General features: G+C 42.2%; 9 protein-coding genes. 3 read left to right on the top strand and 6 right to left on the bottom strand.

The features are described 5' to 3' along the window. Positions 1-231: 231 nt before the first annotated feature. From FHS10_RS10770 to FHS10_RS10750, 5 genes are all read right to left on the bottom strand, one after another. On the bottom strand, positions 232-1,713 hold the full coding sequence (locus tag FHS10_RS10770) for a RagB/SusD family nutrient uptake outer membrane protein (RefSeq protein ID WP_259090365.1): 1,482 nt from the start codon (positions 1,711-1,713) through the stop codon (positions 232-234). 6 nt (positions 1,714-1,719) lie between these two features. Further along, complete coding sequence (locus tag FHS10_RS10765; RefSeq protein WP_259090363.1) at positions 1,720-5,019, bottom strand: TonB-dependent receptor; 3,300 nt, start codon at positions 5,017-5,019, stop codon at positions 1,720-1,722. A 258-nt stretch (positions 5,020-5,277) separates the two neighbouring features. Continuing rightward, entirely contained in the window at positions 5,278-6,354 is a 1,077-nt protein-coding gene (locus FHS10_RS10760; RefSeq protein ID WP_259090358.1) for a FecR family protein, read from the bottom strand. Between the two features lie 103 nt (positions 6,355-6,457). Further along, entirely contained in the window at positions 6,458-7,003 is a 546-nt protein-coding gene (locus tag FHS10_RS10755; RefSeq protein WP_259090346.1) for an RNA polymerase sigma-70 factor, read from the bottom strand. A 122-nt stretch (positions 7,004-7,125) separates the two neighbouring features. Continuing rightward, positions 7,126-8,265 (bottom strand): alpha/beta hydrolase-fold protein, encoded by a 1,140-nt coding sequence (locus tag FHS10_RS10750; protein WP_259090333.1) that lies wholly within the window; start codon positions 8,263-8,265, stop codon positions 7,126-7,128. 406 nt (positions 8,266-8,671) lie between these two features. Between FHS10_RS10750 and FHS10_RS10745 the strand changes: the two genes are divergently transcribed. From FHS10_RS10745 to FHS10_RS10735, 3 genes are all read left to right on the top strand, one after another. After that, complete coding sequence (locus FHS10_RS10745) at positions 8,672-11,617, top strand: SusC/RagA family TonB-linked outer membrane protein (RefSeq protein WP_259090325.1); 2,946 nt, start codon at positions 8,672-8,674, stop codon at positions 11,615-11,617. 26 nt (positions 11,618-11,643) lie between these two features. Further along, positions 11,644-13,227 carry a RagB/SusD family nutrient uptake outer membrane protein gene (locus tag FHS10_RS10740; protein ID WP_259090323.1) on the top strand — a complete coding sequence of 528 codons (1,584 nt, stop codon included), beginning with the start codon at positions 11,644-11,646 and terminating at the stop codon, positions 13,225-13,227. Positions 13,228-13,289: 62 nt separating this feature from the next. Then, positions 13,290-14,387: a SusE domain-containing protein gene (locus FHS10_RS10735; RefSeq protein WP_259090314.1), complete on the top strand. Its 1,098-nt coding sequence runs from the start codon at positions 13,290-13,292 to the stop codon at positions 14,385-14,387. 162 nt (positions 14,388-14,549) lie between these two features. On the opposite strand, the gene FHS10_RS10730 is transcribed toward FHS10_RS10735, so the two are convergent. After that, positions 14,550-16,172 (bottom strand): dihydrolipoamide acetyltransferase family protein, encoded by a 1,623-nt coding sequence (locus FHS10_RS10730; protein WP_259090312.1) that lies wholly within the window; start codon positions 16,170-16,172, stop codon positions 14,550-14,552. Positions 16,173-16,206 lie beyond the last annotated feature (34 nt).

The raw sequence follows: 16,206 nt of genomic DNA, 5'->3' as shown, positions 1-16,206 counted from the left end.
GAGCGATGGCAGGGGTGTGTTTAGCCCACGTTTTATCGCATGCACAACACACCCCTCCGCCCCTCTCAAGAGGGGATTCGCACACGCCCTCGCTTTTAATCGTCATATCCATCTTCACTGTCCGCCGGATTTCAAAACTCGCAATGACATAATAAATATAAAAGCCGGCAAACCAAATAGACTATTTTTTAATAGAGGTTATTCGGTTGCCGGCAAATTATTTATTTATTGTTAAAAATTAGGGTTTTGTACCAGCACACCTTTACTCTTATCAATTTCCACCTGTGGCAGCGGGAAGTAATAATTTTTAGGGCGTTGGAAGGTTACTGTTTTCGACTGATCAATTGGTGCCTTTGAAACCGGCAGCGCGTATATAGCAGCTATATCAACAATTTTGTCTTTATCCCAACGCATTAGGTCCTGGTGACGCTCGCCTTCACCGGCCAGTTCAACACGGCGTTCGTGGATCAGTTGTGTCATACCTGCACCAACAACCGGTTTTAACAAAGGTGAAGCCCGGTGACGGATCTGGTTGATCAACGCGTCGCCCGCGCCTGCACCTTGTGTACGAATCAAAGCCTCGGCCACCAATAGGTAAATATCTGCCGAACGCATCAACGGTACAGCAAACGAATGATCTACTCCACCACCGGCTGCAGTAGTATTGAACACCGCGTACTTTTTAAAAGCAAAACCCGTAGCCGATAGATCGGCGGTGAAGGTGGTCAACCCTTTACCATCGCCAAGGTCAACTTTATCACCTACGCTTAGCAAGGTTGCTGCTTTACGGGTATCATTGGCTTCAAACTCATTGGCCAAACCTTGCAATGGCTGGCTAAAGCCGTAACCCTGCCATGAACGAGGTATATAATACACTGTAAAATCGTTTTGAACCACACTTTGTAATGCTTGTATTGAAAATAATAACTCGGTGCTGTTTTCATTAGCCCGGGTAAAGTTATCGGCGTAATTGGCTGCCAATGCATATGCCGGGTTCGAGATCACTTTTTGCCCGGTAGCAATAGCTTGAGGCAATTTTTCCCAGTACATGTACAGTTTAGTTAGCAAGCCAAGTGCCGTACCTTTGCTTACACGCCCACGATCAGGACCGGTACTGAGATAGCTTTCGGGCAGCAGGTCGACCGCTTTTAAAAGGTCCGATTCAATTTGTTTACGTACCTCTTCGATAGGCGATTTGGGAACGTTAAATAATTGCTTGGCATAATCATCCTCGGTAATAATTGGGGCATCGCCATGAATAAGCATCATGCGCCAGTAACCAAATGCCCTTAAAAAATAAGCCTCGCCCATGCTGCGGTTCTTAACATCGGCAGATATAGCGGTTATTTTAGGAATGTTGATGATACAGTTGGTTGAGCGGTTAATTTCTTCGTATCTCCATTTGTAGGGGTACCTTATAGCTGCGTTTGAAGCATCGTAGGTTAAGTTTTCAATAGCTTCGTCCTCGCCGTGGTCGCCAGAGCGCCAGTAATCATCAGATGGGGTATCAAAAGTACACTCGGCATGGCCAATGTAATCTTCTTCCTCTAAAAGGCTATAAATACCGCTCACCGCGGTTACCGCGTCGGTTTCGTTACGGAAGTAGTTGTCAGATGTATAAACGCCCTGCTGTTTTAAATCGAGCGCCTTTTTGCAGGCGCTACCGAACAACAACAAACCTACACCAATATATAATGATATTTTTGATTTCATGATCTTTTACAGTTTAACAGTTAAACCAAAAGTGATTGTCCTAACAGATGGGTACTGAGCCACGTCAACCCCACGCTGTAAGTTGCCATTGGTATAACCAAGTTCGGGCGTGTAGCCTTTATATTTGGTTATGTAAAACAAATTCTGGCCCGATGCATATAACCTTACCCCTTTAAGCGCGGCCTTTTTAGTCCAGCTAAGCGGCAGGTTATAGCCTAAGGTGGCATTTTTAAGACTCACATAATTGCCGCTTTCAACAAACAGGTCTGATGTGCGGTAGTTATTGTTTGTAGGATCGAGCGATAATCTTGGGATAGAATTGCTTGTACCCGGGCCTGTCCAACGTTTTAAATCTTCGGCATACAGGTTAAACGGATAAGTTGGATCTAAACCCTGCATCCTATCGGCGTTATAAAGACTTACTCCAAATACGCCGGTAAAGCTTAAAGCCAGGTCAAAACCTTTGTATGAGATACTTCCCTGTAAACCGGCAGTAACATTAGGGTTAGGGCTGCCAAGGGTAGTACGGTCATTACCGTCAATCAATCCATCACCGTTTAAATCGCGGAAACGCACATCGCCGGGGCGGATGTTTGCTTTATTTGGATCATTTTTCAATCCCGGATCGGCGTCGATATCTGCCTGGGTTTGATACAAGCCATTAGTTTTCCATCCGTAGAAAGAAGCAATTGGCTGGCCCTGGTAGGTTCTTGAAATTTCCTGGTTTGAACGACCGTAGAACGTAGACTGGATAAAGGTACCCACACCATTAAGCTGGGTTACTTTATTTTTTATGAACGATGCGTTTGCTCCCACAGCGTATTTTACTTTATCGCCGCCCTGGTAGTTCAAATCAAGCTCCACACCTTTATTATTCATAGTGCCGATATTTTGATTTGGGATAGATACCGAACCGTAGGTACTTACCAGCGGAGGCGAGATCAACATATCCTTGGTGTTTTTATTAAACCAGGTGATGGTTGTACTCAACTGGTTATTTAAAAAGCCTGCATCGAGAGTAATGTTGGTCATGGCAGCGCGTTCCCAGGTGATATCCTTATTTGCAACCGTAGCAACCGCGGCACCACTTACACCAGTACCGCCAAATACATAACCATTGTTTTCATATGTACTACCTATGGTAATTAAACTCAAATACTGATAAGGCTTAACATTCTGGTTACCCAATTCGCCGTAACCACCGGTTAGTTTAAGATTGCTTATCCAGCTGATATTTTTAACAAATTCCTCATTAGATAATCTCCATCCCACAGAAAAGGCGGGAAAGTAACCCCATTGTTTACCCGGCAGAAATTTTGAGGAACCATCTGCACGAAAAGTAACGGTAGCTAAAAAACGGCTATCGAAATCATAGAACAACCTTGCAAAACCCGATTGAAGTGAACTTGGCTGAACCAGTATATTGGAATTATACTGTAGGTTTCCTGTGTTAAGTACCCTTTGATCGGTGGCTGTATCGTTATACCCTATGCGTGATGCGTTAAACCCAAAATCATTAAAGCTTTGGTAGGAGTACCCCCCTGTAAAAGTAATATGGCTTTTGCCAAATACTTTATCATAAGTAAGAAATGACTCCAACAGTTGTGAAGAAACTTCCTCTTCTGATTGGGTTAAAGTTGATGTTGGATTTGGCCTTACCTGGTTAACATCGGCAATGCTAAAATTATAATTGCGGATCAACGAACCATCAAACGCGTAGTTTACACGTAATTTCAATTCCTTTAAAAAAGAGATCTCGGCAAATGCATTAGCAAGGGCACGATATTTTTTGGTGTATTTATCAGTTTCCTGAATAGTAGCGTAAGGGCTATTGATATCACCTAACTGCGAGTTGCCCTTTGCTGTTCCATAAGTACCATCCGGATTAACCAAAGGGATAGCCGGGTTAAAACGCAAAGCCGAGAATATTAAACCCGTTTGCGAGTTGTTGTTATCAAACCCGTTTTGGTTACCGTATGATAACTGGATGTTTTCGCCCAGTTTTAACCATGATGTGATTTTATGCTCGGAATTAATGCGGGTGCTGTAACGCTTAAAATTACTTTTATCAATGATGCCGTCCTCATTATAAATAGAACTTGAAAAATAGTAGTTTGATTGATCATTGCCGCCCTGTATGCTAACATCGCCGTTGGTTACGTGGCCGGTTCCCATAATGGCGCGCTGCCAGTCGGTTCTTTGGGTGGCGTAATAGGTATCGTTCCATGGCGCTACAATATCAATACCATCATTGGTATAACGCTCTCTTTTCAATTTATATAAATCGGGCGCGGTTAATACATCAATGTATTTGGTTGTATTTGAAAAGCCGTTGTAAAAGTTAACCGATGTGGCCAGCTTTTGGTTATAGGTACCTCTTTTGGTAGTTACCAATACTACGCCATTTGCAGCGCGGGTACCGTAAATAGCACTTGACGACGCATCTTTCAAGATGTCGACAGAGGCAATGTCATTAGGGTTAATGTCGCTCAAAGCATCAGGGTTACTGGTTGGCACCCCATCAATTACTATTAGTGGGTTGGCATCATTCACGGTACCTGTACCGCGGATACGGATACTTGGTGCAGCACCCGGCGAACCATCATTACGCACAATGCTAACGCCGCTTGCACGGCCATCCAAAGCCTGTGCAGCAGATGCTACCGGCAGGTTTTGAATATCAGCACCTTTAACGCTGGCTACAGCACCGGTTACATCTATTTTTTTACTGGTACCATAACCAACTACCACCACCTCGGTTAAAGCCGATGGCAGGGCCGTAAGGGTGATAGCTAAAGGCGCATCACCAGTTACCGTAACCACCTTTTTTTCGAAGCCGATATAGCTAAACTCCAACACGCCGTTAACCGGCGCGTTAATCACAAAGTTGCCATTGATATCGGTTGTAACCCCAAGGTTTGTTCCTTGCAGCCTAATGTTTACACCAATAAGCGCTTCGCCTTTGGCATCAACAACTTTACCTTTTACTAATAACAGCGCATTAGCATTATCTGGGGTAGATATGATCACTACGTGATCTTCGCCCATTTTATAGGGCAGCTTATTATCCATAAGCTCGGCAAGCACCTGCTCAATGGTTGCGTCTTTTACATCAAGGTTAACCTTGCCCAGCTTTTTAATAGAGGCATAGTTGTAAAAGAAACGATAATCGCTTTGTTTTTGAATTTTAGTAAGAATACTGCTAACATCCGTTTGTTTAATGCTAAGCGTAAATTTTTGCTGCGAGTAAACGCTGGCCGAAACCTGCAAACACGAAACCAGGATGATAAAGAAAATTGCTTTCATGAGCAAGACAACTTTAAGGCATAAAGAGGCACCAGGACGAGCAAATGCCGTTCTTGTTTTTTTCATTACATTTGTTTTGAAAATTAATGGATAGAGTAAGCGGCCCTTGGAAAGTAGCTTACTCCGATTGATAAATCCTATTTTTACAGGGAAGAGTTTGCAGCTCTTCCTTTGTTATATAATATTGATTTTCAAGAATCTGGTAAGTAATTGTTTAAAATCATAAGCTGTTATTTAGGGTTAATTAAGTTGTTAATTCTATTTACGGGACAGGTATAATACATTGCCTTCAAACCTATATTTAAAAGGTGTTGTTTGCACCATGATCTGCATGGCCGTTTGCAGGCTTTCCTTATCAAGTAAACCACTTATCTGCTCGTTTTTTAAATCGGCACTTTCAAACACCACCTGCACGTTATACTTGCGTTCTATTTGTTTGGCAACGTCTTCAAAAGGGTCGTTGGTAAACAAAATTCGTTTATCAAGCCACGCTGTTTCCTTAACTTCTTCGGGTTTAACATCGGGAAGGGCCGCTACCTGGTATTCAATTTTACCCTGCTTAGAGTTATTTGCAGCTGCGGCTTTTGCAGGCTGGTTAACCACTATCAATTTTTCGTTAGGCACCAAAATGATGGTTTTCTCGGGACTGTTGGTAAGCTGTACCTGCACTTTCCCTTGCAGTAAGGTGGTTTCGGTGGTTTTATCGTTGTTGTAGGCCTTAACATTAAATACAGTACCCAAAACCCTAACGGTAAATTTATTGGTATGCACTAAAAACGGGCGCTTAGGGTTCTTTGTCACTTCAAAAAAACCTTCGCCGGCAAGGCTTACATCGCGTGTTGCTTTGTCAAAATTATCGGGATAGGTAAATGTACTGCCGGCATTTAAGGTAACCTTAGTACCATCGCCTAAAACCAGGTGGCGGGTGGTGCCTAACGGAACCTTGATCTGCTGCATTAACACACTTACCAATTGCGGCGGCGTTTTTTTACTCAAGGTATAAAACACGCCTGCAAACGCGAATAGCAGCACCGCCGCGGCAGCGGCAGCCCAGCCCCACCTGAAACCAGTGATCACTTTTGGTTCAGGTTGTTCATCAACCGCGTCGTCGGCAGCCTTGATCTTCGTCCAGATGTTGTCTAAATTCTTGTTTAGCTCCTCTTCGGCTACAGGGCCTGTGGCGGGGATATCACTCTTTAGCTCATCAGTTAATTGATGTAGTCTTTTGTAATCGGGAAATTTTTCCAGAAATAGCTCCAGTTCGGCCAGCTCGGCTTCGGTTGCCGCTTTGCCCATGCTTTTAACCATAAGGTCAATAAATCTGGATTTGCTCATGTAGGGTATTGGGTTGTTAATACCATAAGGACACAACAAACAATCGTTTTTCTCAAAAGAAATTAAAATATTTTTTCGGGCGGATGAAAAAGCTGGTTATATGCTACCTGGAAACCAGGGCTTCATCCAATTTTTCAAGCGCGATACGAAGCTGCCCGAACACGGTTTTATTGGAAAGACCTAATATATCAGCCACCTCATTGCAGGAAAGATCATCCTCTTTCACCATTTTAAAGACCAGCTTACAACGCGGGGGCAGGCCGTTAACAGCATTAAGGATACGGGCGGTTAGTTCCTTCCCGATAAGCAATTGTGAAGGATCGGGTGATTGGATCTCGTAGTGGATCTCGGATAATTCTTCCTTTCGCTTTTCGAAGGTATTGTTGCCGCGGTTGTAGTTAAGGCAGGCGTTTTTAACGCTCACATATAAATAAACCTTAGGGTTATAAACCACATTGAGTTTGTGCCGGTTAAGCCACAGATTCACAAATATATCGTTCACAATTTCCTCACATATCGCCCTGTCGTCCAGGAACGAAAAAGCAAACTGCACCAGTTTTTTCACCAGCAATTTATAGAGTTTATTAAACGCCTCTTCATCGTTATTATGGATGAATGATACCAGCTCTTTAATCTCTAAATGTTTCAAGCAAAAATTTGTCAGTGTGAAATCAACCGGTCAAATATAAGACAAATTTAAAGGTGAATTTCAGGTATCAATAACTCGATATTACCCACTTTCACCCTCCTACACGCCAACATAAAAGCGGCTTAATTCGTCATCAACCAACTATAAAAACCGGGCCAATCGGCATTCCATTGCTTTTCGTTGTGGCTGGCTCCTTTTATAACGGTTACCGGTGAATTTTCGGGCTTGATTCCTTTCTCCCGAATAAGGTCGGCCATCTTTTTCATATCACTTACCATCAGGTCGCTTTCGGCATCGCCACATACAAAGTAAAACCGGGATTTTTTATTGAGCGAGGTTTGTTTAGCAAGTTTATATATTTCGGGCGCTATCCAAAAAGCCGGCGAAAAGATTCCCGCGTTACCAAAAACATCAGGATACTTTATCGCAGCATACATTGATATTAGCCCTCCCGTTGAACTGCCCGCTATAGTAGTATATTTAGCTTCCTTTTTTGTGCGGTAATTTACATCAATGTAAGGCTTTAACGTTTTTACCAAAAATGCGGTATAATCAACGCCTCGTCCTTTAGCGTATTTAGAATCATATGGATCGTATTCCGCAATTCGTTCATTGCCGCCGTGATCTATCCCTACAACTATACATTCTTTAGCTGTGGTAACCTTGTCTAAAAACTCATCTATCCCCCACTCGCCATAGCCACTGCTATAGTCATCAAACAGGTTTTGCCCGTCGTGCATATATATTACCGGGTATTTATTCTTTGACGATCCATAATCTGCAGGTAAATAGATCCAAACCCTGCGTTGCCTGCCCAATTGCGGCATCTCAAATCGATCGCTAATGACATGCACCTGGGCGCTGACAGTATGTTTCTTTTCTGCGGTTGCAAAATTGTCCTGCCAGCCTGCAACATCAAAATTAACAGTAGTATCATTTACGAGGGTGAGCGTGCGGTTATCAACGCTGCCACCCGTGGTTGTACATTCAACAGCATCCCAGCTACCACGGGTTATTTTGTAGTTGTAAACTCCCTTAGGCAAATCCTTTAAAAGTTGGTACCCTTCGTTGCCATCGGGCTGCATTTGCCATGCAACATCGGCTGGATTCCAGTTGTTAAAGTTACCGGCCAAAAACAGGTGTTCTGAGGCTGATTTTAAGGGCGCGGTTTTGCCCGATTTAAAGGTGATTTTTACCTGGCCAAAAAGTAAAAAACTTTGGCTAAAAACCCAAAACGCGCAGAAAAATATTTTTTTTATCATTATTAATTGTTTGTTAAACAGTTATTTTCCGGGAACGTTCCCGGAAAATCGTTACATATTAGTAAAATTATCTATTGTGTAATTCTGACACTTAGAACGATGCAAATCTTTGTCAATTTGCAAATTTTGCCATAAAAAAGCGAAAAAATGTTAAAATTATCCATCCCACTTACGTTTCGTTAAAGTTAACTATACCTTAAATATTTTAGTCAAAATTATCTTTTATATAAAATTTGCATTTATTATTTCTAAATGTAAATTAGTCACGTGCTGTTAAAGCAAAAATACAAGACCAATTAATACCGGCTAATTAAGCCTTTTTTATTCACACAAACCCAAAAAGTAAATGAGAAAAAATTACTCAAAAAAGTACGTTCTTCTTTGTGCTTTCCTAATGATGTCAGTGATGGCATTTGCCCAAACCGGAAGCATTAAAGGTAAGGTATTAGACGAAACAAACCAGCCCCTACCGGGCGCTTCCGTAACAATTGATGGTACTACAGTAGGGTCCACTACTGATACAAATGGTAACTTTTCTATTACTGGCGTAAGGACCGGGAACGTTACCGTAACTGCAAAGTTTATAGGATACGTACCTTTAAAGAAAGCTGTTACCGTTACAAATACTGTTACCGTTGTTGACTTTAGTCTTCAGCCCGAAAGCAAAAGCCTGAATGAAGTAGTTGTTATTGGTTACGGAACACAGAAGAAAAAAGACCTTTCGGGCTCTATTGCCAATGTAACCTCAAAAGACTTCCAAAAAGGCGTTATCACTACGCCGGAGCAGTTGATTGCAGGTAAAGTTGCAGGTGTTTCTGTAGTATCAAACAGCGGTGCGCCGGGTTCCGGCAGTACAATCCGTATTCGTGGTGGCGCTTCACTAAGCGCCAGCAACGATCCTCTTATTGTTATTGATGGCGTACCTGTAAGTAACAGCGGCATTTCTGGCGCGGCCAACCCGTTAAGCCTTATTAACCCTAACGATATCGAATCTTTTTCGATCTTGAAAGACGCTTCTGCAGCGGCAATTTATGGTAACAGGGCATCAAACGGTGTAATACTGATTACCACGAAAAAAGGCGCAAGCGGTAAACCTACTATTGACTTCAGTTCACAGTTTTCTGTAGCCAAACTGGTAAAAGAAGCAAGCGTATTAACCGCCGACCAGCTTAGAGCTTATGTAAAGGCAAACGGAACAACTGCACAACAGGCACAGTTAGGTACAGCAAATACCGATTGGCAAAAACAGATCTACCAAACAGCGCTTTCAACCGATAACAACATAAGCTTGTCTGGCAGCACCAAGGTTTTACCTTATCGCGTTTCGTTTGGTTACCTTGACCAGGATGGTATATTAAAAACAAGTTCTTTGGAGCGTTTAACGGGAGCTATCAACCTTAACCCAACCTTATTTACCAATCACTTAAAAATCAATTTAAATTTAAAAGGTTCGCAAGTAAAACAAAGGTTTGCAAATGAAGGTGCCGTGGGCGCAGCAGTAAGCTTTGATCCTACAAAACCTATTTATTCGGGCAGTAAACGTTTTGGTGGTTATTATGAATGGCTCGACCCTTCTTCAACCTCGGGCTTGCGTTCATTAGCTGGTTTAAACCCACTTGGTTTACTTGAACAACAAGATAACCGCAGTAAGGTTTACAGGAGCATTGGAAACTTACAACTGGATTATAAATTTCACTTTTTACCAGAATTACATGCCAACGTTAACGTAGGTTACGATATTTCAAAAGGCGACGGGCATACCATTATCCCTGATAGCGCAGCCAATGGTTATAACCGCTTTAAAGATGCGCAAGGGAAATTCCATGGCGGCACCAACAACATTTATAAACAAACACAGTCAAATAAAATTTTTGAAGGATTTTTAAGCTACGCTAAAGACTTCAAAAACATTTCCAGCCACATTGACGCAGTAGCGGGTTACTCTTACCAGGACTTTTTAATCACCAACTATAACTATAACGATTATACTTTTGATAAAACAGTAGTAACCTCCCCTACTTATCCTTACGATAAGCCAGAAAACAGGCTAATATCTGTTTATGGCCGTGTAAACTATGTGTTTGAAGATAAATATATTTTAACAGGAACGGTACGCCGCGATGGTTCATCAAGGTTTAACCCCGATAAACAATTTGGTACCTTCCCATCAGCGGCCTTTGCCTGGAAAATTAAGGAAGAACCTTTCCTTAAAAATTCAGAAGTCTTATCTGATTTAAAACTACGTTTAGGTTATGGTGTTACCGGCCAGCAGGAAGGTATAGGAAACTATGATTATATTTCCTACTACAACCTGAGCAACAGTACTGCGCAGTATCAATTCGGTAATACATTTTACAATTTATACCGCCCGGGAGGTTATTATTATAACAGAACCTGGGAACAAACCGCAGCTGCCAATATCGGCTTAGATTACGGTTTCTTAAACGGCAGGATTACCGGTAGTATTGATTACTTTAACCGTAAAACAACACATCTGTTAAATAACATTTCGCAACCGGCAGGTACTAACTTTTCTAACGAAATTGTAGCCAACATAGGCGATGCAAAAAGCAGCGGTGTTGAATTTAACATCAGCTCAGATGTGGTAAGAACCAAAGATGTTGTTTGGAACGTTGCATTTAACGCCACTTACAATACCAACAAAATAACCAAGCTTACCATTTCAAACGATCCTAATTATGCTGGTAGCCCAACAGGTGGCATTTCTGGCGGAACAGGTAACAATATCCAAATTCAGTCGGTAGGTTATGCACGTAATTCATTTTACGTGTACCAACAGGTGTACGGTGCCAATGGCAAACCGCTTGATGGTGTTTATGTTGACCGTAATGGCGATGGCGTAATAAACGGCCAGGATCTTTATCATTACAAAAGCCCCGATCCTAAAGGTTATTTTGGATTAACATCAAGTGTTAGTTACAAAAAATGGTCGGCTGGTTTTGTGGCAAGAGCAAGTGTGGGTAATTACGTTTACAATAACGTTTTCTCAGGCTCGGGTACCAAAGTGAGTGTACTTAACCCAATTGGTATCCTCAATAACGCATCAACCAATTTATTGGAAAGCGGCCTTAGCGGTACTAACGATAAAAATGCTTTATCTGACTACTACGTTCAAAACGGTTCTTTCATAAGAATGGACAACGCTAATATTGGTTACAACTTTGGTAAAATATTTGGTAGCAGAGGCAACCTTCGTTTGAGCGCCAATGTTCAAAACGTATTTATCATTACCAAGTATAAAGGTTTAGATCCTGAAGTAAACGGTGGTATTGATAACAACTTTTATCCAAGACCACGTACTTATGTTTTAGGCTTAAACCTATCCCTATAATTATTGATTAATTATAAAAAATCAGCATGAAAAGAAATTCATTTAAAATAATAATAATTGCCGGTTTAGTATCCGGTAGCTTGGTATCATGTACCAAAAAATTAAATCTGTTGCCCACTAATGATGTTACATCGGCACAGGTTTACAGCACAGCAACCGGTTATAAACAAGCATTTGCAAAAGTTTATGGCGCATTTGCACTTACTGGTAACTCTGGCCCGGCCGGTAACGGCGATATCCAAGGTATAGATGAGGGGACATCAGATTATTTCCGTTTGTTATGGTGCGCGCAGGAGTTACCTACAGACGAGGCTGTTGTTGGGTGGGGCGATGTTGGTTTGCCAGATTTCCACAACATGAGTTGGTCTTCAAGCAACGTGTTCTTAAAGGGCTTGTATTACAGGTCTATTTATCAGATAACTTTGGCCAACGATTTCATTCGCCAGTCATCTGATGCCAACCTAAGCAGCAGGGGCATTTCTGGTACCGATGCTGATAATATCCGCAGATATAAAACCGAAGCTCGTTTTTTAAGGGCTTACCAATATGCTTCGTTAATTGATCTTTTTGGTAACCCTCCTTTCGTTACAGATGCCGATGCGCTGGGTTCAACTTTGCCTAAACAAATTACCCGTAAGGATCTTTTTAACTATGTAGAATCTGAATTAAAGGCAATTGACGCAGGTTTGGCAGATCCAAAAACTAATGAATACGGACGTGCCGATAAAGCTGCCGAATGGGCCTTATTAGCCAGGTTATACCTGAATGCAAAAGTTTATACAGGTACCGATAGATCGACTGACGCAATAACTTATTCAAAAAAGGTAATTGGCGCCGGTTATAGCCTGATAAGCGATTACACCAAATTAATGCGTGCAGATAACAACCTTAACACAGGTGAGTTTATCCTTACCATCAATTATGACGGATTACACACCCAAAGTTACGGTGGCGCAACTTTCATGACTCATGCGCCGGTGGGCGGATCAATGCCCGCAAGTGATTTTGGTATAGGCGGTGGCTGGGCTGGTTTACGTACCACCAAAGCATTGGTGGCACTATTTCCGGGAGGTGCTTCAAGTGCCGATAAACGCGCTCAGTTTTACACCAACGGTCAAAATCTGGAAATTAACGATATAGGCACATTTACAGATGGGTACGGTATTACTAAGTTTAAGGACATCAAAATAAATGGCGGTGCTCCGCAAAGCCTGGATTATGCTGATATGGACCTCCCAATTTTCCGCTTATCTGAAATGTATCTTACCTATGCCGAAGCCGTTTTAAGAGGTGGCGCCGGCGGTGATAATGCTACTGCTTTAGGTTATATAAACCTGATACGCACCCGGGCTTATGGCAACGCCAATGGTAATTTAACCAGCTTAACACTTGACAACATCCTTGACGAAAGAGGCAGAGAGCTATATTGGGAAGGATTCCGCCGTACGGATTTAATTCGTTTCGGAAAATTTGTAGAAGATACCTACCTGTGGCCATATAAAGGCGGCGTAAAAACAGGTAAAGGCGTTGATAGCTACAGAACCTTATACCCACTGCCAAGCAGCGATGTGGCAGCCAACACCAATTTAAAACAAAATACAGGTTATTAATAAAATAGCCGGCAGTATTTCTGATACTGCCGGCTGTTATATCAACTAAATTTTAGAAGAAAATGAAAAAAATATTTACAAAATTTTCGGTATTATGCGGTATGTCACTGCTGATACTGGCATCGTGTAAAAAGGATGACAGCAATAAGGTAGTTATATCAGGTACAGGAGCCAAAGGTACTTTAAGCGCCAATACCACAACGGTTGCCCTTAGTAAGGATCATATGACCGATAACGCCGTTACCTTTAATTTAACAGCACCGAAATTTGGCTTTAGCGCGGCTACAAGCAATGTAATACAAATAAGTACATCTGCTACTTTTGTTGATTCATTAACAAAAGAAACATCATTAGGCATTAAAGATGTTTCAAAAACCTTTACCGTGCTTGATTTTAACAATGTGCTGTTATCTTTAAAATTAACAGGCGGCGTTGCCACCACTGTACATGCCCGCTTAAAAACGCAGTTTACAGGCTCTATAACAACCCCAACTTATTCAAATGATATTACGCTAAATGCAACGCCATTTAACCTTACCTCATTTTTATATACCGTAGGTGCCTACCAAGGCTGGGATATTAAACACCAGGATAGTTTACTATCGGCTACCAGCAATGGCATCTATGTTGGCATCCTCAATTTCACTGATAGCTACAGTCAATTCCTGGTTGTGCCGGGCAGAGGCAGCTACGACAATAAATACGCTACTACAGATGCTCAAAACACTACCAGCAGCAATGTTGTTGTGGGCGGTGCAAATAACTTTTACGCCCCTGCTACAGCAGGTTTTTACACCGTTACACTTAATATCAACACCAACAAAATAACTTTTGACGCCACTAAAAACTATTACAGTATTATTGGCGATGGTGCAAACGGATGGAATGCCGGTAATGATGTGGATATGAAAGCGGCTAATGATGGCACCGGTTCATGGAGCGTTACTTTGGCCTTGAAATCATCAGGAACAATCAAGATAAGAAAAGGCCATGATTGGGCTATCAGTTACGGTATACCAAAAACAGGCGCCGATGGAAAAACGTTAGCATCGTCAGATGATGATAACATCCCGGTACCTGCTACAGGAACGTACAAAATAACCTTCTTACCTACCGCAGATGATAAAACCGCAGCTTATACTTTAGTTAAGCAGCCATAAAATACTTGTACAGTTGATTGATTTGAAAGGGCCCGCCTGGTGAAAACCAGCGGGTTTTTTTTTATCCACTTTATTGTCATTTGCGGCACTTAAAAATGTACTATAGCAAAAAAGCCAGACTATGCCGGCTTTTTTGTTATTTATAGTAGTATCGGTCGAAATTTAAACAACCCTGTTTCCGTCCCATTTTTCAAGGTAATCTGCTACCCTACGCACAAAGGAGCCTCCTAATGCACCATCTACTACCCTATGATCATAAGATAAAGACAAGAACATCATATGACGAATAGCAATAACATCACCTTCGGGTGTTTCTATCACAGCTGGTTTTTTCTTGATGGCTCCTACTGCCAGGATAGCTACCTGTGGCTGATTGATAATAGGTGTACCCATTACGTTGCCGAAAGAGCCTACATTGGTTATAGTAAACGTACCTTCCCTTACATCATCCGGTAATAGTTTACCATTACGTGCGCGGTTAGCCAGGTCGTTAACCGCTTTAGTAATACCCAACAGGTTTAACTCATCGGCTTTTTTAATTACAGGTACAATAAGGTTACCGCTTGGTAAAGCGGTCGCCATACTGATATTGATGGCGGCCTTTTTTATAATCTGTGTACCGTTAACGGTAACGTTAATCATAGGGAAATCCTTGATAGCTTTAACTACAGCCTCAATAAATATAGGTGTAAAGGTAATTTTTTCACCTTCGCGCTTTTCAAAACTATTTTTCACCTTTTCGCGCCACATCACCAGGCTGGTTACGTCGGCCTCAACAAAAGAGGTTACATGCGGCGAGGTTTGCTTGCTCATCACCATATGATCGGCAATCAGACGGCGCATCCTATCCATTTCAATGATCTCATCCGCACCAGATACCGAACTTAAAGGAGCTGCAGATTTAATTTCAACCGGCTTTTCTTTAGGAGACTCAGGTATAGCCACCGGTTCGGGAGCCGTTAAAACAGGCGCTGCGGCAATTACCGGTTCGGGAGCTGGTGACACAGGCGCGTTTACAGGCTGCTCACCTGGCGCTGCAGCCCTTATTGGCTTAACAGTTTCACTTACAACCGGAGGTGTTGCAGTAGCCAAAGGCGCTTCCGTTTTTGGCGAGGCGGCCGGCGAATGTTTATACTGAATATAACTTAAAAGATCGTCTTTGGTTAAACGGCCCTCTGATCCTGTTCCGGGAATGGTATCAAGCTCATTGATACTAATATTTTCCTGGCTTGCAATGTTGCGTACCAAGGGCGAATAGAATCGGCCCTCACCCTTAAATGATTGATTATACGGAGATGGACTTTTTTGATCCAACTGGTTAATGCCAGGAATATCAACAGGGATGTCGGTATGCTGTTCAGATTCAAAAGACGGTGCAAAGGTTGGCGTTTCCACAACTGCTGCCGGTTGTTCGGTAACTACAACGGGCTCAGTAAAAGGAATATGCTCAATTGCAGGTGCGTGCTCTGTAAATGTGTGTGCTTCTGGTGTCTCTGGCGCAGTAGTGGTTGGTTCAATATCTTTTGCAATTGAAGGCTCTGCATCAGCAGTTTCAATAATGGCAATAACAGCACCTACCTGTACTACGTCGTTCTCCTGGTAAAATTGCTCAAGCAGTTTACCAGCCACCGGCGAAGGCACATCAGAATCTACTTTATCAGTAGCTATTTCCATTACCGCCTCATCCGCATCAACATGATCTCCTGGCTTTTTGTTCCATTTGATCACCGTTGCTTCGGCAACGCTTTCACCCATTTTTGGCAGTAACAGTTGATATTTGGCCATATGTAGAAATTATACTTAACCCCAAAAATATGCA

It is taken from the genome of Mucilaginibacter dorajii (assembly GCF_024808255.1).
In the GTDB taxonomy this organism is placed as follows: Bacteria; Bacteroidota; Bacteroidia; order Sphingobacteriales; family Sphingobacteriaceae; genus Mucilaginibacter; species Mucilaginibacter dorajii.
The sequence above is the reverse complement of the archived record's forward strand: the minus strand, read 5'-3'. Positions and strand labels throughout refer to the sequence as shown.

What these genes read in the sequence shown, in the direction of transcription:
- FHS10_RS10740 (WP_259090323.1), top strand. Translation starts at nt 11,644, where the DNA reads ATGAAAAGAAATTCATTTAAAATAATAATAATTGCCGGTTTAGTATCC.
- FHS10_RS10735 (WP_259090314.1), top strand. Translation starts at nt 13,290, where the DNA reads ATGAAAAAAATATTTACAAAATTTTCGGTATTATGCGGTATGTCACTG.
- FHS10_RS10760 (WP_259090358.1), bottom strand. Translation starts at nt 6,354, where the DNA reads ATGAGCAAATCCAGATTTATTGACCTTATGGTTAAAAGCATGGGCAAA.
- FHS10_RS10745 (WP_259090325.1), top strand. Translation starts at nt 8,672, where the DNA reads ATGGCATTTGCCCAAACCGGAAGCATTAAAGGTAAGGTATTAGACGAA.
- FHS10_RS10730 (WP_259090312.1), bottom strand. Translation starts at nt 16,172, where the DNA reads ATGGCCAAATATCAACTGTTACTGCCAAAAATGGGTGAAAGCGTTGCC.
- FHS10_RS10770 (WP_259090365.1), bottom strand. Translation starts at nt 1,713, where the DNA reads ATGAAATCAAAAATATCATTATATATTGGTGTAGGTTTGTTGTTGTTC.
- FHS10_RS10750 (WP_259090333.1), bottom strand. Translation starts at nt 8,265, where the DNA reads ATGATAAAAAAAATATTTTTCTGCGCGTTTTGGGTTTTTAGCCAAAGT.
- FHS10_RS10765 (WP_259090363.1), bottom strand. Translation starts at nt 5,019, where the DNA reads ATGAAAGCAATTTTCTTTATCATCCTGGTTTCGTGTTTGCAGGTTTCG.